18 protein-coding genes are annotated in these 21,998 nt (G+C 38.2%); 3 read left to right on the forward strand and 15 right to left on the reverse strand.

Annotated features, from left to right (window positions below; translation table 11 throughout):
* Positions 1-4 precede the first annotated feature (4 nt).
* Both AS180_RS14375 and AS180_RS14380 read right to left on the reverse strand, forming a co-directional pair.
* A complete protein-coding gene (locus AS180_RS14375) occupies positions 5-856 on the reverse strand; it encodes a CheR family methyltransferase (protein ID WP_025910927.1) in 852 nt (283 codons plus the stop codon).
* Between the two features lie 27 nt (positions 857-883).
* Positions 884-3,637, reverse strand: a complete 2,754-nt coding sequence (locus AS180_RS14380; RefSeq protein WP_062686975.1) for a CHASE3 domain-containing protein — start codon at positions 3,635-3,637, stop codon at positions 884-886.
* A 201-nt stretch (positions 3,638-3,838) separates the two neighbouring features.
* On the opposite strand from AS180_RS14380, the gene AS180_RS14385 reads away from it, so the two are divergent.
* A complete protein-coding gene (locus tag AS180_RS14385; protein WP_062686976.1) occupies positions 3,839-4,609 on the forward strand; it encodes a DUF2628 domain-containing protein in 771 nt (256 codons plus the stop codon).
* 51 nt (positions 4,610-4,660) lie between these two features.
* Here the strand turns inward: AS180_RS14385 and AS180_RS14390 are convergent, their stop codons facing one another.
* From AS180_RS14390 to AS180_RS14400, 3 genes are all read right to left on the reverse strand, one after another.
* On the reverse strand, positions 4,661-4,969 hold the full coding sequence (locus AS180_RS14390; RefSeq protein ID WP_062686977.1) for an MGMT family protein: 309 nt from the start codon (positions 4,967-4,969) through the stop codon (positions 4,661-4,663).
* A gap of 115 nt (positions 4,970-5,084) precedes the next feature.
* Positions 5,085-6,806, reverse strand: a complete 1,722-nt coding sequence (gene cysI / locus AS180_RS14395) for an assimilatory sulfite reductase (NADPH) hemoprotein subunit (RefSeq protein WP_062686978.1) — start codon at positions 6,804-6,806, stop codon at positions 5,085-5,087.
* A 22-nt stretch (positions 6,807-6,828) separates the two neighbouring features.
* Entirely contained in the window at positions 6,829-8,643 is a 1,815-nt protein-coding gene (locus AS180_RS14400; protein WP_062686979.1) for an assimilatory sulfite reductase (NADPH) flavoprotein subunit, read from the reverse strand.
* Between the two features lie 274 nt (positions 8,644-8,917).
* On the opposite strand from AS180_RS14400, the gene AS180_RS14405 reads away from it, so the two are divergent.
* Entirely contained in the window at positions 8,918-9,808 is an 891-nt protein-coding gene (locus AS180_RS14405) for a LysR family transcriptional regulator (protein ID WP_062686980.1), read from the forward strand.
* 17 nt (positions 9,809-9,825) lie between these two features.
* On the opposite strand, the gene AS180_RS14410 is transcribed toward AS180_RS14405, so the two are convergent.
* The 8 genes from AS180_RS14410 to AS180_RS14440 all read right to left on the reverse strand — a co-directional run bounded on the left by AS180_RS14410 (position 9,826) and on the right by AS180_RS14440 (position 19,696).
* Complete coding sequence (locus AS180_RS14410) at positions 9,826-10,425, reverse strand: DUF6944 family repetitive protein (protein ID WP_062686981.1); 600 nt, start codon at positions 10,423-10,425, stop codon at positions 9,826-9,828.
* Positions 10,426-10,538: 113 nt separating this feature from the next.
* Positions 10,539-11,750 carry a multidrug effflux MFS transporter gene (locus tag AS180_RS14415; protein WP_035321128.1) on the reverse strand — a complete coding sequence of 404 codons (1,212 nt, stop codon included), beginning with the start codon at positions 11,748-11,750 and terminating at the stop codon, positions 10,539-10,541.
* Between the two features lie 50 nt (positions 11,751-11,800).
* Positions 11,801-11,974, reverse strand: coding sequence for a hypothetical protein (locus AS180_RS22665; RefSeq protein WP_153301140.1), 174 nt, complete (start codon positions 11,972-11,974; stop codon positions 11,801-11,803).
* Positions 11,975-12,324: 350 nt separating this feature from the next.
* Positions 12,325-14,517: an alpha-galactosidase gene (locus AS180_RS14420; RefSeq protein WP_062686982.1), complete on the reverse strand. Its 2,193-nt coding sequence runs from the start codon at positions 14,515-14,517 to the stop codon at positions 12,325-12,327.
* Positions 14,518-14,544: 27 nt separating this feature from the next.
* Entirely contained in the window at positions 14,545-15,579 is a 1,035-nt protein-coding gene (locus AS180_RS14425; RefSeq protein WP_025910913.1) for a LacI family DNA-binding transcriptional regulator, read from the reverse strand.
* 260 nt (positions 15,580-15,839) lie between these two features.
* On the reverse strand, positions 15,840-17,198 hold the full coding sequence (gene pbp4b / locus AS180_RS14430; RefSeq protein ID WP_062686983.1) for a penicillin binding protein PBP4B: 1,359 nt from the start codon (positions 17,196-17,198) through the stop codon (positions 15,840-15,842).
* Between the two features lie 254 nt (positions 17,199-17,452).
* Positions 17,453-18,700: an MFS transporter gene (locus tag AS180_RS14435; RefSeq protein WP_090752828.1), complete on the reverse strand. Its 1,248-nt coding sequence runs from the start codon at positions 18,698-18,700 to the stop codon at positions 17,453-17,455.
* A 12-nt stretch (positions 18,701-18,712) separates the two neighbouring features.
* A complete protein-coding gene (locus AS180_RS14440; RefSeq protein ID WP_062686984.1) occupies positions 18,713-19,696 on the reverse strand; it encodes a ring-cleaving dioxygenase in 984 nt (327 codons plus the stop codon).
* A gap of 306 nt (positions 19,697-20,002) precedes the next feature.
* Here AS180_RS14440 and AS180_RS14445 point away from each other — a divergent pair, with 306 nt between their 5' ends.
* A complete protein-coding gene (locus AS180_RS14445) occupies positions 20,003-20,194 on the forward strand; it encodes a hypothetical protein (RefSeq protein ID WP_025910905.1) in 192 nt (63 codons plus the stop codon).
* A 144-nt stretch (positions 20,195-20,338) separates the two neighbouring features.
* Here the strand turns inward: AS180_RS14445 and map are convergent, their stop codons facing one another.
* On the reverse strand, positions 20,339-21,082 hold the full coding sequence (gene map / locus AS180_RS14450) for a type I methionyl aminopeptidase (RefSeq protein WP_025910904.1): 744 nt from the start codon (positions 21,080-21,082) through the stop codon (positions 20,339-20,341).
* Entirely contained in the window at positions 21,079-21,402 is a 324-nt protein-coding gene (locus tag AS180_RS14455; RefSeq protein WP_139109205.1) for a hypothetical protein, read from the reverse strand. Before AS180_RS14455 ends, map begins: the two co-directional genes overlap by 4 nt.
* Positions 21,403-21,998 lie beyond the last annotated feature (596 nt).

Raw genomic sequence — 21,998 nt, forward strand, 5'->3', positions numbered from 1 at the left:
TTCTTCATGTAGTTATTTTTCGATAAATTCGCTCATTTCCCACAAACTCTTCGTAGAATTCAGAGCCAGCTGAAAAACGCAGCGTTTCTTTATCTCCAAGTCCTAAAAACCCACCTTCACATAAGCTTTCTGAAAACAGCCCATATACTTGCTCTTGAAGCTCATTTGTAAAGTAAATGAGCACGTTACGACAAATAATAACGTGAAACTCATTAAATGAGTGATCTGTTACTAAGTTATGCTGTGCAAAAATGATATTTTTTAATAAGCTTCGATGGAAATAAGCATATAGATGATCGGTTTGATAATACTGTGAAAAGGCTTCTGTTCCACCTGCTTGCATATAGTTTTTTGTATAATCTTTCATTTTCCGAAGTGAAAACGTTCCTTGTCTTGCCTTTTGAAGCACGTCTTCGTTCATATCTGTTGCATATATAACTGCTCTATCTAATAATCCCTCTTCTTGTAACAGGATAGCCATTGAAAATACTTCCTCACCTGTTGCACAGCCAGCATGCCAAATTCGAATTTCTTTATGCTGTCTTAGTAAAGGTATTACCTGCATACGAAACGCTTTAAAAAACGTTGGGTTTCGGAACATCTCTGTTACATTAATTGATAGATCGTTTAAAATTTGCTCTAGAAACTCCTCGTCATGCACAACTTTTTCAATTACTCTTGAAATCGTTGGAATGCCATCGATGTTCATTCGGTTTTGAATTCGTCGGTATACAGAGGACTGAGCATACTTTCTAAAATCAAATCCAGATAGTCGATAAATCGCTTCTAATAGCAGCTTCAGCTCTAGATTTGATTTATACGATGCTTCGTTTACTTCTAGTTGATTTGTATCCATACGTAACATCCTTTTTCATTACTTAACTCAGCTTGCCAACCACACGCGCATCACGGAAAATAACTGACTTAAATCTAACGGCTTGCTAATATAGTCAGACGCTCCTGCTTCTAAGCATTTTTCACGATCATTTTTCATCGCTTTTGCGGTTAATGCAATAATTGGTAAATCAGTTAATTCCAACTCTCGACGAATCTTTTGCATTGTTTCATATCCGTCCATATACGGCATCATAATATCCATTAAAATTAAGTCAATATGATGCTCTTTTGACTCTACAATCTCTAAACACTCAAGGCCATTTTGAGCCGTGATGATGTCCATTCCCTGCTTTTTCAACGCTGTTTGTAAAGCAAAAATATTACGTTGGTCATCATCAACAATTAATACTTTCTTTCCTTGGAATACATTTGAGTCATTTATAGTTGAAGTATCTTCTTCTTGATTGTCAATTTTGCTTTCTACCTGTGTTTCAGCGACTTCCACTTCATTAAAAGTCACCGCCACTTGGTTGTACGCTTCTTCTAGCTGAGTATAATCCACAGCCCCATTAATTAAGCTTGGTAAATAAAGCGTAAACGAACTTCCTTTACTTACTTCACTATGAAGTGTAATAAAACCACCTAAAAGCTTTGCAAATTCGCTACAAATGGACAGCCCTAAACCTGTACCACCGTACTTCCGAACCGTGGCACCATCTGCTTGTTGGAAGGCTTCAAAAATCAGTTCATGCTTTTCTTTAGGAATACCAATTCCAGTATCCCTTACTTCAAACTCGAGCCAGCAGTTCGACTCCACTAATTCTTTTATTGGGTGAGAGATGCTTTCACTTGCTCGTCGAATGAAAATAGATACTTCTCCTTGATGAGTAAATTTAAAAGCATTGGATAGCAAATTCTTCAAAATTTGTTGAACACGCTTTTCATCCGTTATAAACAGATTCGGTACATCATCCTCTTTGTATACATGAAAAGCTACATTTTTCTTTTCAGATACATGAGCAAACTGACGCTCTAGCTGTTGTGGAAGCTCGCTCATGTTAACTTCACTTAGAAGCAGCTCTAGCTTTCCTGCTTCTACTTTTGATAAATCTAAAATATCATTAATTAACCCTAATAAATCACTGCCTGAAGAGTGGATAATGCGTGCATACTCTTCTTCTTCATCTGTAAGCCTATTATCTCCATTTTCCGAAAGCATCTCTGATAGGATTAATATACTGTTAAGCGGCGTACGAAGCTCATGAGACATATTTGCTAAAAACTCAGACTTGTACTGTGAGTTCAATTCAAGCTGATTTGCTTTTTCTTCTAGCTCTTTTTTTGCAACCAGAAGCTCTTCGGACTGATGTTCTGCGTCTCGCGTGCGCTCCTCTAACTGTTCATTGATGGTTTGAAGCTCTTCAGATTGCATCTGAAGCTCTTCGGACTGCGTTTGAAGCTCTTCGGACTGTGCTTGAAGCTCTTCAGTCATTGCTTGAGATTCCGAAAGTAATCGAGCAATTTCCATTCGTCTCGTAACGCTATTTATCGTCAGTCCAAACGTCTCAACCACCTGATTCATAAGCTCTTTTTCAAGCGCAGTAAAGTCTTCTAAGCTTGCTAATTCAATAACCGCGATAACTTCACCTTCAAATAAAACAGGAGCAATAAGCACACTTTTAGGTACGGTTGCACCTAAGCCTGAGCCAATCAATTGATACCCTTGAGGTAAATCTGTTAAGCATAACTGTTTCTTCTCTAATGCACATTGTCCAATAAGCCCTTGTCCCATTTTAAATGATTCTCTTCCTACGTCTTCAAACCGATCAGCAACACTTGCTTCTTTTACAAACTCAATCTCATCATGCTCATCATTTCGAATATAAAATGCACCGCATGAAGCACCTGTTATTTTAGAAACCGTTAGTAGAAATTGCTCAGCTAATGTTCGAATAGACGTAATGCCTTGATACATAGTCACGACTTCTGCCAGGTTGGTTTGAAGCCAATTTCGGTCTTCTACACTATCTAGTAGCTCGTTAGTTGCATCACCTAGCTCTTTGATTTCGTCGTTTGTTTTAACTCTAATTCGCGTATTTAACTGATTTTTTGATGTAGCAATCTGTTTGATTGTATTTGTAACTTCTTTCATTGTATTAACAATTGATCTTGATAAAAAAACGCCAATTACAGTTGAAAATAAGGCGACAAATACGAGAAGACCATACATGCCTAAGGTAATATTTTTATTTTGGCTATCTAATTCCACTGCTCTTTGTTCGGTCATTGCTTTTTCCGTTTCACGAAACGAATTAAATTGACTGCGCATGTCATCCATGTAGCGGCGACCAGAATCTACTTTAAAAAACGATTCTAGCTCTTCTTTGTTACCTTCTTGCTTCCATTTAATTGTTGGTTCTCCAGCGCTTTCAACCCAACTCTCAATGGTTGACTTTATTTCCTTTAGCTTCTCTTGTTGAGAATTATCATCTAATAATCGATATAACTTATTATAATCGTCTCTCCATTGAGATTGTCCTTGTTCATAAGGTGCTAAATAACTTGAATCCCCTGTGAGTACATACCCGCGTTGACCCGTTTCCATGTTCAACAAACTATTTTCAATTCGACCTGTTAACTCATGAATTTGGATATCGTGATCAATAATAAAATTTCGCTCTTGTTGTAACGACTTAATTTGGTTATTTAAAAGAATAATAGCTATAAATAAGCTACAAACAATAAAGAAATAGCCCCCTAAAATCTTTGTTCGTATCCCCATTTTCCATTTCGTTTTCATATATGTTCCTGCCTTTACTTATTCATCTTACAGTGTATCTATTATACACTGAAAAAGATTTTTCCTATACTGTTTTTTAATTTAAAGAACACGGGTTAGCATTCGGGCTAAAAAGTACCTATTAAACACATAAATCTACTTGTTTCATTTCCATTAATAGCTTATTCTAGATTGGATAAGAAAAAAGAAAGGAGGATCTAGATGCTAGATTCAACAATTCATCCTCTATCATTTGATGCTCAGCATAAAGTAGTGCAAACCAACACCTCTTACTACCATACAAAATGGAGCTCGGTCACAGACCCTGCCAAAAATAACAGTTGGAACTGGATGGCCTTTTTATTTTTTCCATTCTGGCTTGCCTACCGCAAGTTATATAAAATCTTTTTAATTATTGCGCTGATTGATATCCCACTGCTCGTTGCAACATATATCATTGATATCCCATTTCTAGTTGAATTACTTTTTTATTTGGTGATTGCCATAGTAATAGGAATAAATGCTAATCGTTGGTATTATAAACATGCTTTTAAACTAGTACAGTCCGCTATGGATCTCCCAGAAGAAAAGCAAATTCTTTATTTAAAAGATAAAGGTGGCACACACATCGGTAGTTTAATTGGATTAAACGCACTCGTTATTGCTTTTAGTATTGGTGCTGATTACGGATTATCTTATTTACCGACTAAAACAAATGCTAAAGACATTATGAGGTACAGCGATGAAGGAATAACGCTAGAAGCATTTACGGATAATCCAACGTGGACGTATATCAAAAAAGAAGATAACCATCATATTATTCAGTTTAAAGGCTATGACTATGCTGAAAAAGAACATGTACGCATCCTATTCTATACATATATTCATAAGCAAGTATACGAGTGGCATGAAGTCTACATAAATGGCAAGAAGCTAAGTGATGAAGAAGCTGAGGAATATGAATATTGGATTGAAGATAATACGTGGTATTAAAAAAAGAAGGTGCACGCTACCTTCTTTTTTTATAAATTAGTTTACTAATCACTATTTCTTTTGGTTCAAGCAATAATGTTCTATTATTACTTTTCCTTCTTTTACAGAAATACCTTCTTTCTCTAAAAATGTCGCTTGAGTCCAAGCAGCTTCTTCACTTTTAATTACAATCTCACCTTTTGCATTTACAACACGATGCCACGGTAATTTATGCTTTTGACTCATAGAGTGTAGAATGCGAGCTACTTGTCTCGCTGCCTGTGGGTTTCCTGCTTCCTTTGCAATTTGTCCATATGTCATAATGTACCCACTAGGGATTCTTTGAATAATTTGAATAACCCGCTCCGTAAATTCCTTCAAGGACTTTCACTCTCCTTTTAAACCGACTTGTCTTTTTAGTATATGTACAAGCTTCTCGTTCGGTTCATGGACTCATAAAAAAAAGACAGAGGAGAGCCCTCTGTCTTTTTCTTTCTTAATCGTGGAAGTTCGTACCGTCCGTTACTGCTTTCACAACGCCAACGCGTACAACGAAATCACCGAAGTGTTCACCATCATGACGCTCTTTTGCATAGCGGCTAATTAGCACGCGTAGCTCGCTTAAGATTTCGCTTTCACTGATGTTCTCACGATACATTTTACTTAAACGACTGCCGTCAAAAGCAGCCCCTAAGTACATATTATATTTTCCTGGCGCTTTACCGATAAAGGCAATTTCACCAAATGCAGGTCTAGCGCATCCATTTGGACAGCCTGTCATACGAATCGTAATTTCCTGATTACGAAGACCGTTTTCATCTAAAATTTCATCGATTTGTTCAATAAGCGTCGGCAAGTAGCGCTCTGCTTCTGCCATCGCTAATCCACAGGTAGGTAACGATACACAAGCAAGTGAACTGCGACGAAGCGCGGAATAATGCTTGCCGTCTGTCAATCCATATTGTTCAATTAATTCACTAATTTGCTTTTTCTTTTGGCTTGATACATTAGCAATAACTAAATTTTGATTGGCTGTTAAGCGGAAGTCTCCAGTATGCACTTTCGCAATTTCACGCAATCCAGTCATTAACGGATAGCCATCGTAATCCGTTACGCGACCACCTTGAACAAATAGTGTAAAATGCCATTTTCCTCTGACACCTTTTTCCCAGCCATAGCGATCGCCGTTATGTTCAAAGTGAAATTCTTTCGCTTCTTCAAGTTTCCACCCTAGGCGATTTTCTAATTCTTTAACGACAGTATCTAACCCTAAGCGATCAACCGTATACTTAAAGCGCGCGTATTTACGCACAGAGCGGTTACCGTAGTCACGCTGAATTGTAATAATTTTTTCAGCCACTTCAAGTATTCGGTCTGGTGTACAGAAACCAATCACTTTTGCTAGTTGCGGGTACGTTTGCTTATCCCCGTGCGTCATCCCCATGCCGCCGCCGATTGCAACATTAAAACCAACTAGCTTACCTTCTTCAACAATTGCAATAAAACCTAGGTCTTGAGAGTATACGTCAACATCATTTGATGGCGGCACCGCAATTCCAATTTTGAATTTACGAGGTAGGTATAACGGGCCGTACATTGGCTCAGTTTCTTCATCCACTTCAGGCGTTGAAGCAACTTTTTCTTCATCTAACCAAAGCTCATGATATGCTCGCGTACGTGGTAATAGATAATCACTGAGTTGCTTTGACCATTCAAATACTTCTTCATGAATGTCAGATTGATACGGATTTGGATTACACATCACGTTACGATTTACGTCACCACATGCTGCAATTGTATCAAGCATTGATGCATGGATATCTTGAATTGTTTGCTTCATGTTCCACTTTAAAATACCATGCATTTGAAATGCTTGACGTGTTGTTAACTTAAGCGTGCCGTTTCCGTATTTCTGAGCTAAATCATCCATAACAAGCCATTGTTCAGGCGTTGAAACTCCACCTGGTGTACGAACGCGAAGCATGAACTGATAAGCTGGCTCTAGCTTTTGCTTCTGACGCTCGTTACGAAGATCACGGTCATCTTGCAAATAGCTGCCATGAAATTTCATTAAACGATTATCGTCATCCGAAATTCCTGAGCTAATCGGTTCAAGCATCGATTCCTTTAATGTACCGCGCAGGTAATTACTGTCTTTTTTTATACGCTCAACGTCACTTGGAGGACCTTCGGGCGCTTTTAAAATTTTGTTAACCATGTTGAAACTCTCCTTTCAATCCTCAATATACGTCGCGCTGATAACGCTTTTGCTGCTGCATATCAGCTAAGTATTGCTCTGCTTGTTCACGGCTTACATTGCCTTCTTGTTCAATAATATCAATTAGCGTATTGTGCACATCATGTGCCATATGCTTTTCGTCTCCACAAATATAAACAACCGCACCTTCTTCTAACCACTCAAAAAGATCTTTACTATGCTCTTTCATACGATGCTGAACATATACCTTTTCAGCTGTATCACGTGAAAATGCAACATCCATCTTGGTAAGTACACCGTCCTTTAACCACTGTTGCCATTCCGTTTGGTATAGGAAGTCTGTTACAAAGTGCTGATCGCCAAAGAACATCCATGACTTACCTTCCGCACCAACCTCTTCACGCTCTTGCATAAACGAACGAAACGGTGCAACTCCCGTTCCTGGCCCCACCATAATAATTGGCGTTTCAGGATTGCTTGGAAGCTTAAAGTTTTGATTATGTTGAATATAAACAGGTAAAGTATCACCTGGCTGTAAGCGTTCTGCGCATAAAATAGAACATACGCCTTTACGCTCTCTTCCGTGTGAATCATAGCGCACTGCTCCAATTGTTAAATGCACTTCATCAGGATTAGCTTCTAAACTACTTGCAATTGAATATAAACGTGCTGGTAGCTTGCGCAATAAGGCAACAAAATCTCCAACTGAAACTCCAAGCGGACCAAAGTCTTTAATAAGGTCTAAAAGATCACGCCCATAGACATACTCTTTTACTTTTGCGCTATCGCTGATAAGAGCATGCAGTTCTTCATTTCCTGTAAGCTTTGCCACTTGTTCAAGAAGCGGTTTTGTTAATGTAGTAATTTCAAAGTTTGAAATGAGCGCTTCACGTAGAGAACGCACATCGCCTTGTTTGTTCACCTTCACTACTTCATCTGGGTTGAAACCTAGCTCCGAAATTAATGAATCAACAAGCTCAGGATCATTCTCTGGATAAACGCCCAAGCTGTCTCCAGGTTCAAACGTTAATCCAGAACCTTCTAAAGATAGCTCTAAGTGACGCGTTTCTTTATTTGATCCGCGACCGTTTAAGTTTAAATTTTCTAGTACTTCTGCTTTAAATGGATTCGTTCTAGAGTAAGTTGATGGCTGAGCTGATGCGTCTTCCACTGCTACAGCCGCCTCCATTTGAGCGCCGCTACCTTCACTTAAACCATTCAAAACACCTTCTGTCCACTCTGCTGCTAGTTCTTCAAAATCTAAATCGCAGTCAACTCGTGGATATAAGCGCGTACCGCCTAGCTCTTCTAAGCGTTGGTCAAACTCTTTTCCTGTTTGACAGAAAAACTCATAAGAACTGTCTCCAAGAGAAAGAACTGAAAAGCGTAAATTTTCAAGCTTTGGAGCGCGTTTTCCGTGTAAAAACTCATGGAATGAGAGCGCGTTATCAGGTGGCTCCCCCTCTCCGTGTGTGCTTACGACAATGAGTAAATTCTCAAGTTTTTTAAGGGTATTGGGTTTAAATTCACTCATAGATGCGACTTTAACATTAAAGCCTTTTGCTTCTAATGTTTTACCCGTTTGACCTGCCAAGTTTTGAGCATTTCCTGTTTGAGATCCATAAAGGATTGTTACGTCTTTAGACACAGGCTGAGCAACTGATACGCTCTGCACCGATTCAGCAACAGGTGCTGATACTGCTGCTGGTGCTGAACCGCTCGCAGCCAAGTATCCCCCTAGCCAAATTTTTTGGGATTCTGTTAGCGTTGGTAGTAGCTTATTTAATAATTCTACCTGCTCTTGATTAAAAGGACTGTTTGTGACCTGAAGTTGCAAAAATATCCACCTCACAAAGGAATATAAAGCTTAGTATGTATACAAATTATACAAAATGATTTCATTATTCTGACGAATATTTCTCTAAAAATCTCTTAATCTCTACTATTCCTATTTTTTTAATTGATTTTACACTAAAATTCAAAAGTAGTAAAATACAGATAATTTATTAGTTGTATTAAAAATATTAATATGAAGCTTCAGAAAACATAATAATGGTATTTAAACAAAATGGTAGCTATTACATTGATAGTTTAAAACTATGGAGGGAAAAATGGAGATACGCTTATTTCAATATGTAATAGAAATCTACAAGATGAAAAGCTTTACGAAAGCCGCTGCGAATTTACATATCGCTCAGCCTTCTTTAAGTAAACAAATCTCCAAGCTAGAAGATGAGCTGGGTATTTTATTATTTAATCGTTATTCAACTGGTATTGAAATAACAGAGAAAGGCAAGCTGTTTGCTGTAAGAGCACAGGCTATTTTACGTATGCATGACAATTTACAAAAAGAGCTAGAGGATTCCAAAAACATAAAAGAAAACAGTATCACAATTGGCGTTACCCCTATCACAGGTGGACATGTTCTTCCGCCTTTGCTAAAGCAGTTTATGCATCAGTATCAAACTGTAAAAGTAAAGTTTCTGGAAGACTCAAGCGAAAATATACTGAAATTATTGGTCAACGCTAAAGTAGATTTTGCTTTGCTATCACTTCCGATTAAAGATGAACGCTTAAAATATGAACCTTTTTTAACAGAAGCTCTCTACCTTGCTGTTCCAAAGAATTCGCCCAATTGGCTACCACCTTTATCGAATCACTTAACCGATTACGAAAATTGCCCATTCATCTTATTAAAAAGCGGGTTTGACTTTCGCTCGAAGGTACTCTCTTTATGTGCAAATCACCAGTTTCAACCAGCAGTAGCTTATGAAACAAGTAGTATTGAAACAGCTCAAGCATTAGTTTTGAACAGCCTTGGAGTTACCATTGTTCCTGAAATGGTTATTAAACATGATAATCCTTCCACAATTCGCTATATAAAACTAGAGCACGCTACGCGTACGCTTGTATTCGCTCACGTTAAGGATTTTTACCTTAGTCAAGCTTCAAAGAACTTTATAAATATGGCAAAAAGCACCGAAGTTTCTACTTTCAACTAGAACCTCGGTGCTTCCTTTTATTCTTCCTCTTCTTCTATAACCTGACCGATGAACGATAGTACAGATCCACCTGCTTGAATCCAGCTTCCAAACACATTTAATACTTCTCCTTTATTATTATTATCTTCATCAGAACCATTATCTGTCCCTGTTGCTTCTTCTAGTTCTTCTGCTCTTAAATCATACCCATCACCTAGAGCTTGCATCGAATTCCCAATAATTTGCATGATATTTCCGACGATGCTATATACCTCTCCAATATTTGAGTCGTCCTTTAACTCATCTCCTAAAGCAGCCGCTCCTCCCAAAGCTTGCATTAAGTTTCCAGAAATAGTAAGACGAGTTTGTACTTCCTCTTCTTCTAACAAAAGAAGGCCTGCAACAATGGTGGAGTTGCCGACAGCTTGAATTTCGTTTCCAATTTTTTCGAGTGAGATTTCTCCTTGCCCATTTGCTTCTAATGCGTTACCTGTTCCCTGAAGTAAGTTCCCCCAAAGATTTAAATTGTACTTAGCTTGTTCAGAAAGCCACCAGAAAGGCGTACTTCCAACTGCGGCCGTTATGGTTCCGATAGCGGCAATTGCAGCTCCAACTACTTCCAATTGTCCATTCTCCATCCATGCCACGCCCCGTCATAAAGTTCTTTTTACAGCATATGCATGAGAAATTGAAAGTGATTTCATCTAAAAAATAGCCCTTTACGTTATGTAAAGCGCTATTTTTTGTAATGTTATCCTTTTTTATTTACAAGTAACATATAAGCACATAAAGCAAGTAACTCACAGATTGCAATAACAATTCCCATCGCTAAATCCGTATTGTTTCCAAATGCGCCTACTAACGGCGCTACGGATCCTCCTAGTAAAAATGGGAGTAGTCCTAATAAAGCAGCTGCACTCCCCGCTTGTTTTCCTTGAGTTTGCATAGCTAATGAAAATACCGTTGTATTGACAATCCCAACGCTTGTTACTGAGAAGAATAAAAAAACACACAGCAGCAACACAGAGTCTGTAAATAAAATAGCGAGCACTAAGCTAATGCTGCCAACAGCAGCTTGAATCAGACCATACGTCAGCAAGATACTTTCAGAAATTCTTCCTGCCAAACGTCCCGTCACCTGCGTGGCAATAATTAAACCTAAACCATTAATACCAAACACAGCACTAAACATTTGTGGAGACAACCCATAAATTTCTTGAAGAACAAATGTTGAGCCCGAAATGTAAGCAAACATTGCGCTCATTACGAACCCTTGCGTCAACGCGTAACCTACAAATGTTTTGTCTTTCACTAAGCTTCCAAAGGTTTGTAAAATCTCTTTAAATCCGCCTGTTTTACGGCGTTCCGGCGGTAGTGTTTCATCTAGTCCAACCATAACGCTGATTAACATAACTAAGCCAATTACGGTTAAAACACCGAATACTCCTCGCCACGATACGAACTCCAGTACTTGACCTCCTGCAATCGGTGCTACAATAGGTGCTAACCCGTTAACGAGCATCAGCATTGCAAAAAATTTAGTTAAATCTGTTCCTGAAAACAAGTCTCGCACGCTCGCTCTTGAAATGACCATACCAGCCGCCCCTGCAGCTCCTTGAATAAAGCGTAAGGCAATAAATATCCAAATAGTAGGTGCCACAACGCATAAAGCTGAAGCGATTGTATAGATAATAATTGAAATAACGAGAGGCTTTTTTCGACCTTTAATATCGCTAAAAGGCCCCATTAACAGTTGACCAAACGCTAACCCAATCAAGCAGGCTGTTAAACTAATTTGAACTAAAGATGTTGTCGCATCAAGTTCTTTTGCAATTGTTGGCAGAGCGGGTAAATACATATCGATTGTAAAAGGCCCAAATGCACCCAGCCCTCCTAAAATTAAAACAAGCAGCAAACGGCTTTTTGAACCAACTGCTATATTTTGCGCAAGCTCTCTTTGCATAATATTCTCTCCTTTTTACCCAAATGAAAAAGAGCAACTGTATCCGTTGCTCATTGAACTAAAAACAAAATTTTAACCAGTAAATATAAAATCCATATTGAGACAATTAAAATTAATCCATTTAAAAGACGATTTTGAAACGTTTGAGTTTTTTTCTTTGGCTGAGCTTGTTTTCTTCGTTCAGAACGACTCATGGGCTGTTGATTATCATGATTCGCTAACATGATCTTGCATCTCCAATCTTACTAACAAAATCTTTTCTCGCTAAATAGTTTACCACACTTCTACTAAATAGTGGAGAATAACCATTACAAAAAAGAGGGTGGGACATAACAAAACAAATTTTCAAAAAGACACACAATCTCTTTTCTCACCTCTTTACGTTATCAGAACACGTTCGTTCCATTGCGCTACGGCCACTCGCTTTCCGCGGAGACTGTCCTTCGCTCCATTCCACCCTGTTTCTAACATTGTTTTCACAATCAACAAAAAACCTGAACGATTAAAAGTGAGGAACTCTCAATCGTTCAGGTTTATCATTGGCTGAAATCCTTATGTCCCAGCCTCCCTTTCTTTATCTTTTTGCTTTAAATTTCCACACATAGCTTTGAAAGTCGCCTTGTAAGGAAATAGGGATATGAATTCCACTGTACATAAGCTCATCGCCCCCATACACCTTATCTGTTCCTATTAATTCATACGATTTCTCTGAATCTAACCCATGAAGTTTCATCGAGCGCAAAGGTGCCGCCGGCTCAGCAAGTACACGATAATAAAATACTACTACCTCTTCTTTTGCTTCATCCGTAAATAACCATGCTGTTTCATGTCCTTCAAATGGACTTAAGAGTCGATAAAAATTACCGTACTGAATGAGTCTTCGAATTTCCTTATATTCCACAATTTGCTCTTTTACAGCTTGTTTCTCTTCATCTGTTAGCTTCGTTAAATCTAGCTCATAGCCAAGGTTGCCAGCCATTGCTACATCACCGCGCATCTTTAATGGTGCATAGCGATGAACTTGGTGATTCGGAATATCTGATACGTGCGCTCCCATTGATACAATCGGGTACACAAGGCTTGTGCCATACTGAATTTTCAGACGTTCAACCGCATCCGTGTTATCGCTGGTCCAAGTTTGCGGCATGTAATACAGCATCCCTGGGTCAAAGCGTCCTCCACCACCAGAGCAGCTTTCAAATAAAATATGAGGAAATGCAGTTGTAAGGTCCTCCATCATTTTGTATACGCCTAAAATATGGCGATGAGACGTTTCTTTTTGACGCTCAGCAGGAAGAAGTGCTGAACCCACTTCTGTTAAGTGGCGGTTCATGTCCCATTTAACATACGTAATTGGAACGCTTGAAAGAATAGCTGAGATGCGTTTTGTAATTTCAGCGCGTACATCTTCTCTAGAAAAATCAAGAACCAGTTGCTCTCGACTTTCCGTTCGATGACGGTTCGGTACGTGTAAACACCAATCCGGATGTTCTCTATATAAATCACTATCTTTTGAGACCATTTCAGGTTCAAACCATAAGCCAAACTCCATGTTTACGTTGTTTACACGTTTGGCCACATCTTCTAAGCCTGCAGGAAGTTTCTCATTATCAACGAACCAATCTCCAAGTGACGTTGTGTCTGAGTTGCGCTTTTTAAACCAGCCATCATCAAGTACAAACAGCTCCATGCCAAGCTCGCTACCTACCTTGGCAATTTGCTCTACTTTCTCCGCATCAAAGTCAAAGTAAGTAGCTTCCCAGTTGTTTACTAGTATTGGACGCTCTTTCTCTTTAAATTCACCGCGTAATAGATGGTTTTTATATAAATTATGGAAAGTGTGAGACATTTCTGATAAACCTGCAGCTGAATATACCATGACGACTTCAGGAGTTTGAAAAGCCTCCTCTTTTTCTAGTAACCACGTAAAATTATGCGGGTGAATGCCTACAGATAAACGCGCCGTTGAAAACTGGTCTACTTCTACTTGGGCTAAGAAATTACCGCTATAAACAAAGTTAAATCCATATACTTCTCCAGAATATTCAGTCGCATCTTTACGAAGCAGCGCAAGAAAAGGATTCTGCTGATGGCTGCTTGCACCTCTTATACTGCCAACAGATTGAATACCCGTATGCAATGGCTGACGCTCAACATGACGCTCTTTCCCCCATGCACCTGGCAGTGAAAGCATATCAAATTCTGCGTCCCGAAAATCAACGTTAGCACTGAGAGCACGAATCAACTTTATAGACTCTTTCCCTTGGTTTTCAAACTTTGTCGCACGCGTAATCCCATTATAGTTTTCAAAAACCGTATACTGTAACGTTACTTCTAAGCCAATAATGCTATCTTCTAACACAATCTCTAGAGTCTCTGCTTCATCATCAGAATGAATATATGTAGCTGGTAATTCTTCTAAGCTAGGTTTCCCTTTATAAATTCGATGCTCTTTATAACGTAAATCCGTAACCGCTGTACCATTTGATAGTTCTACTTGATAAGCTGGTGAACGAAAATCACCGTTTCCATGCTGAGGGTATTCTTGAGGTAACCAATCCAGTGAAAACGTGCGGTCTCCTTGATACGGGTTCGGAGAAAACGAACGGTCTAACGGCTGGATTTGGTTTGTGTGATTGTAGTTATTAATCTTTCTCCCCCAGTAAAAATGAGCTAAGTAATTATCTCGAACAAGCCCCATTACGTAGCTTGTATCTTTTGCTTTCAAGTGAAAGATCTTATTCTTTTCGTCAAATAAAATAGACATTTCTCTCCATCTCCCCTAGCTTTGTTGTCATTCTATCTTTTCTGCTATACTTTCCCGAGCAATAAAGCTCGTAGGTAACATAACCTTAATTGGTAACTCTCTTCCTTTTAATCTATCATGAAGAAGCTTTACCGCTGTTTTCCCCATTTCTTCTGTATGAATTTTAACTGTAGATAGGCTTGGAGTTAGGTAAGCCGCTGCACTAATATCATCAAAACTAACAATTGATACTTCCTTTGGCACATGAATACCTGCTTCATTAAGCGCTTTTAAAGCTCCAATAGCCAATGGGTCACTCGCTACAATAATTGCAGTAGGCATGCTTTCTTGATTAATTAATTCTTTCGTCATTTCGTATCCATGAATTGGATCCCATCCCGTTACTTTTACATAGCGTGAATGAAAGTTCCCTTTTTCTTTCATCACTCGTTCATACGTGTTTTGACGTCTTTCAGAATGATGCTCTCCGGCACTGTCACTGAGGCGCTTTGTAATCACTTTCCCACCAATAAAGGCAATATCTTTATGCTTCATTTCTTCTAGCTTTTCAATTAAGTCTCTAGTTGCAGCTTCGAAATCAGACGTCACTACATCAAAATCATTACCTTTAGGTGTATAGTCAACAAAGATTAGCCTATTTTTATTGTAATAAAATGACGCTAAATCTTTTTCGTCAATTGCTCCTATCACGATTAAGCCGTCTAAATGATTAAGTCCGCCTTTAGGGATTTCATTTTCACCAACCACAAATACGTTTTCAATTTTAAATTGATAAGCTTCACAAATACTTTCGATGCCTAATCGAATAGATAAAAAGTATGGATCATTCACTTCATCTTTTTGTGATGTTGTTAGGATTAAACCGATAGAACGAGTCTCTGTTAATTTTGAATACGCCGTATTTTTTCTTTTTGACGACTGATAATTTAAGCTTTTTGCAGTGTTAATTACTCGCTTACGCGTATCGTCAGCGACGGATAGAGTTTGATCACTATTTAAAATTCTAGATACGGTAGCGATTGAAACGCCTGCTTGCTGTGCAATATCTTTAATCGTTGCCATAAGTTAGCCACTCCCTGTAAAACTTCTATTTGCTTTTATGATAGCATACGAAAATTGGTATAGACCAAACAGTTTACGAAAAAAGACTGCTTGCTTATTATGCAGTCGTCGGCAAAACAGTTGATTTTACTACTTTTTAGTAAAATTAACTAAATTTATTTTATCAAAACCTCCGATGGAGTTCAACATCTTTTTGAATGCGTTTTCAAAAAAGAAGAAAGAAGAAGCTGATTAACCTCAGCTCCTTCTTTCTTCACTCTCTATTCAATGGCGTCATAAACGCCTGTTACAACGCTTCCATATTGACCGGTTTCAAACACATCTCCTTCAAAGCGATTTGGATTTTCTGACGGATTAATAAGTGGTGAATGTTTCTTGTTCGTCAATAAAACAATACCTAAATCCTTCTCTCGATCAATGATTGTGACAGTACCAACCCAGCCAGTATGGCCAATTGCATTTCGACTTGCATGAGGACCAAACATCCATTCCATGCTTTCATCCCCGTTTCGTCTCCATCCAAGTGCATATGTAGAATTCATAGGTGACGGCTCTGTAAAGGTTTGAATTGTTTGCTCATTAAATAATTGATGACGACCATATCCTCCTCCGTTTAACATGACTTGTAGTAAAACTGCTAAATCACTCGTTGTTGAAAACAAGCCAGCATGCCCCGAAACACCTGCCATTGAATAATATGCTTTTTCGTCATGAACTTCTCCCTGCAGTGTGTAAGTTCGAACATTCGGAAAGTTGATAACACCATCCCGCGTATTGCCCTGTAGTTCAGTTGCCGCAAAGTCTTTTGACTTAAACCCTTTTTGTAGCGGGTTAAACAGTGTATGTCTCAAGCCCAATGGTCGATAAATTTCATTTTCCACATAATGATCTAAGCGCTGATTAGTAATTTTCTCAACGATAACGCCGAGGAGCATATAATCAACGTCGCTGTATACATTCTTTGTTCCTGGTTCGTATTGAAGAGGTGTCTTGGAAATTAAACTAATGGTTCTGTCTCTTTCCTGAGAATATAAAGCACCCGCTTTTGGATGAAAGTATTGTGGATCTGGTGGAAATCCCCCGCTATGATGAAGTAAATCAATCACTTTCATTTGATCCTTTCCTTTAATAACATCCTCTGGCTGGTCTTTAAAATCTGGTAGATATGTTTGAACCTTTTCATTTAAATTTAGCTTCCCTTCGCTAACCAGCTTTTGGAGAGCGAAGTTTACCGCATACATTTTCGTATTGGATGCTAAATCAAACATAGTACTTGTTTTCATTTTTTCAGGGTGTTTTAAAAGTGTAGAACTATTATATTTTTTAGCATAGCCATACGCGGTATTTTTCACAACTTTACCATCTTTTACAACAAGTAATACGGCGCCTGGAAAACCCCTTTTAATTTCTTGTTCAATCATCGCATCAACTTCTTTTAGCTTAGCAGATGACATTCCAACCTCCTCAGGTTTTGCTTTTTTTAACAATGAATGATTGATAACGTAAGATGAGTCTTGATGAACGGATGTTTCTGAATGAATAGTAGCAGATGTAAATGAGGGGCTGCTTGTTAGAGCAAGCAGTGATGCTAGCGATAATGCTGCGTACGATTTTTTCATGGCACTTCCTCCTACAAGAATAATAGATGCATAACTAGGATTGTGCTTCTACTATTATTGTAAAAGAAAACTTGATTAGAAGATATTGGATATAAGTCCTGTTTCTTCATTTAAAATTCAACTAATGCATTCGACTTATTCTACAAGATTACAAACTTTCTAACACAGTTAACGTTTTTTGTAATAATGCTAGTCCATTTATGATAGATAAGAAAGAAGAAGGTCTTATTCTTCCCCTTTCTTATCCCATACTACTACCCTCTATTTCTAGAAACCGATCTCATAGCAAACCATTGAATAATACTCATCGTAAATGTCACAACAAATAAAAAAACATACGTGGAGTAAAATTGACCGGTTAAGTCAACTAAAGTACCGATGATAATTGGTCCTAATGCACCGATGATATAGCCAGCTGACTGGGTCATTGCTGACAAGCCAGCAGCTTCATCAGCGTTTTTCGATAAATCAATCGGTAGTAATAAGTTTAGCGGAAATAGCGTTCCAGCACCGATACCAATAAAGATTGCACCCACCCATGGAACAACTTCAAGAGCTAATAAAAGTAGACCTAACGCTTCCATTCCAGCGGCAAACCAGAGCCAAAAAAGGCGTGATGTCACTTTTTTTAATAAAACTGGTAATAAAAAACCCACTGGAATTTGAGTTGCAGTAAAGAGCGTAAGAATGTTTGCTGCATACTGCTTCGAATAGCCCTGATTTTCAATCAGTGGAGCAATCCAAGCCGTTGCCGAATAAAAAATCATGGCCATACAGCCAAAAGATAACGTTAATAGCCACGCGCGTTGGCTTTTCCAAGGTATAGGCTTCACTTCTTCGGGTACCGAAAGACCAGAGGGACTTTCGCTATTTTTCAAAACCCATTGCCACCACACCGGAATAGCAGCAATAGCAAATAGTACCCAAACGCTCAGCGTCACTCTCCACGAATTTGTGTTTTCATAAATCGAAACTGAAAGCCATGAAGCGGCAACTGCTCCTGTTGTCAAAGCAGCTGTATACAGACTAATCATAAACGGTACATGTTCATTAAAATATTTTTTTATAAAGCCAGACAAAAGCGGGCCCATAGCGGCAATTCCTACTCCTGCTATAAGCGAGGTCATAATTAAAAAGCCTGTTGAATATGTAAAAAAACGTAGTAGCGTCCCAATTCCAATCAAACAAAGCGCATACCCAATAATACGCTCTAGCCCAAATTTTTGAGCCAAGCTTGCAGCAAGCGGTGAAAACACTCCCATACACAATACGGGTACAGCTGTCAAAAGGCTAGCCGTAGACGCATTCATTTGAAGTGTTGACGTAAGCTCCTGTAAAATAGGGGAAATTGAATTAATAGCTGGTCGCATATTTAGTGCTGCAATCATAATGGAAACAGCAAATAAAACCATTTTCTTTTTATTGATGATCATCACCCCCACACCTTCTCTTCTATTATACGTCAGTTCTTCTAACAATGACGTAAAAAAAGCAGCTTCCATTGGAAGCTACCTTTACTCATACTCTTTTTCAAAGTGTTTTGTACTCCGAGCCGTTTCAATTGGTCGTACAAGCTTTTCAATTTGTTCACGTTTAGGCTCTAAAAATGGAGGAAGTGAAAGCTTTTCTCCTAGTGTTTCATACTCTTCATCTCCCATAAATCCTGGACCATCGGTTGCAAATTCAAATAAAATCCCAGGAGAAACGCGAGCATATAAAGATTCAAAGAAATGACGATTCACATAGCCTGATGTTGGAAATCTAAAGCTCGCAAGTCGATCAATCCACTCTTCAAGTACTTGACGATCATTCACTCGGAACGCAACGTGGTGAACGGTTCCATACCCTTGAATACCTTCAGGTAAAGTTGTGTTATGTTCAACGACTACTTGAGCACCGTTCCCACCTTCTCCAACTTCAAATAGATACAAGTCACCTTTTTGGTCCACCTCGCGGAATAATAATACTTTCTCTAATACTTCCTTAAAGAACTCATAATTCGCCACGCGTACAAAGATTGGACCAAGTCCAGTAATGGCATATTCCAGTGGAATCGGCCCCTTTTGCCAAGGTATACCAGAAGCTACTCCGACATTTCCTTCATCAGAAATTAATTGGTATTGCTGATCATCAAAGTCCACAAAAGATAAAGTTTTTTTTCCAAATAGCTCTTGAATGCCATCGTGATGAACACCCAAACGATTAAATCGCTTTTCCCAATATTGAAGTGCTTCATTGTTTGGAACACGAAATGATGTTTTAAAAATTTCATTCGTACCATGAGATCCTTTTGGAATTCCTGGGAAGTCAAAAAACGTCATATCAGTTCCAGCACTTCCTTTATCATCTGCAAAAAACAAATGATAGGTTTGAATATCGTCCTGGTTGACTGTTTTTTTCACCAAGCGCATCCCTAGTACATACGTGAAAAACTCATAATTTTTTTCAGCACTACTCGTAATAGCTGTCACGTGATGAATACCTTTTAATTCATTCATTCTAATTCCTCCTAACTAGGATTATGTTTATACCATCATTTATTTTCATATCGAATATCTTTAATTCGAGATAATTATATCAAATTTACTTTCATTATGTCAATCGCAATCAAGTAGCTCATTACAATTCATTAAAAATGGACTCGCCCTTTTCTACTCAATACAGGCTTTTGCATATACCAGGTTGTCCGGTTTTTCATATCTTATATTAAGTAGAATGCATTAGAGCTTCTACTAATAAAACAACTGGGAGATGATTGTCAATGTGTAGAAAACACGACAAGCACCGTAAAGGTAAAAAAGATTATGGTAAGAAAGAGTTTAAATGCTACTGCTACGAAAAAGATTCTTACAAAAAAGATTACAAGCACGATGACAAAAGAACTTGTGACAAAAAGAAACACAGCTACGACAAGAAAGAAAGATGCTCTTATAAAAAAAGCAGCAAACGCCACGGTAAATGGGACTACTAATTTAAATAAACTAAATTTATTTTAGTAAATAGAAAGAATAGAACGATTTTTGTTCTATTCTTTTTTATCTTCATTTCTTCACTTTCCACCTACATTAAAATGAATCAACAAACAATTAAGCTTTGGTATGAGTAGTACTATAAAAAAGCAGATGCAAAGGCATCTGCTTCTATTCTGTTACGATAATTGGTTGACCTTTCGTCACAATGATTGTGTGCTCAATTTGTGCAACAAAGCTTCCATCATTTGTCGCTAACGTCCAGCCGTCATCCAGCTGATATGCTTCTTCAGCATTTGTTGACACGAACGGTTCATACGCAATAACCATTCCATCTTTTAAAAGCGTGCGGTCTCTTGGCTCATAGTAGTTATGAACGTGATCTGGCTTATCGCGAAGTGAATGTCCTACCCCGTGACCCGTTAAGTTAGTAATAACCGTGTACCCACGTTTGCGTGCACTGTTATGAACAGCTCGCCCAACATTACTAAGCTTACCACCAGCTTTAAACTTTTTAAGTCCCTCATCAAATACTTCTTTTGTCGCTTTACAAAGCTTCTCTAAAAACTTATTACTGTCCCCAACAACAAACGAAATGCCCGTATCAGCAAAATAACCGTCTTTCGAACCTGATACATCAATATTAACAAGATCTCCATCTTCAATTACACGTTTACCAGGAATGCCGTGAGCTACCTCTTCGTTTACACTAATACAAGAATAGCCTGGGAAATCAAATAGTTCTTTCGGAGCAGAAATTGCTCCATGTTTTTCAAAAAGTTCTTTAGCTAATTCATCTAGTTCGCCCGTTGTAACTCCAGGCTTCGTTTCTTTTACTAACGTATCTCTTATCTCAGCAAGAATCTTTCCAATTTTCATTAAGCCTTGCCTTTCTTCTTCAGTACGTACTATCAATTTCTATTCACACCTTTCATATGAACATATCTTATCTTACTCCAAGGATTCAAGCAATGAGTTAGGATTATAAATAAATAAAACAAAATATTCATTTTTTTCACCACATAAAAATGAGTTTGGGACATAACAAAATGATGGCTTCTAAAAGACGAACACTCGCTGTTCCCATCTCTTTGATTTGTCTTAACTCGTTCGTTCCATTGCGCTACGGCCACTCGCTTTCCGCGGGGAGGAACCTGAGCTTCCTCGCTGCGCTGCGGGATCTCCGTTTTCCCTCTCTTTCCCGCAGGAGTCGAGTATCCCACGATCCATTCCACCCTGTTTCCAACATTGTTTTCACAATCAACCAAAAAACCTGAACGATTAAAAGTTATGAACTCTCAATCGTTCAGGTATAGTAGAGGCTGAACTACTTATGTCTCAGTCTCATTTCTTTATAAGCTAATTACTGTTTTATAGTATGGATTCATTAATCTAACAGCTCTTTATTTTTTGCATACGAGCGTTTTAATGAAATATATTCAGCAAGAAACATTAAAACACCGCTAATCAATACACTTTTCGCTAAACGCTTGCCACCCTAAAAATAATACATATAGTAACGGAAACAACACTATAAAGCTAATCGACTTTACAATAAGTAGTTCAGATAATGTGGAGAAAATTTAAATTAACAGTTCAAATGTTATATAAAATAACAACTAAATTAGCAGTAAATTTAACACCAAAAAACGCTTGGGCATCCAAGCGTTTTTCTATACTATAATTGGAATTTTTCCTTGATTATCTTTGCCACTTCATCCGCACTCAAGTTTGTATTGTTTATTTTCGTATAGTTTGAATATTTAATTTCACCCTCTAAAGAATTCAATCTGTATTTCTCCATCGAATTTTTTAAATCACCTTCAGACCA

Source organism: Priestia veravalensis (genome assembly GCF_001457055.1).
Lineage (GTDB): Bacteria > Bacillota > Bacilli > Bacillales > Bacillaceae_H > Priestia > Priestia flexa.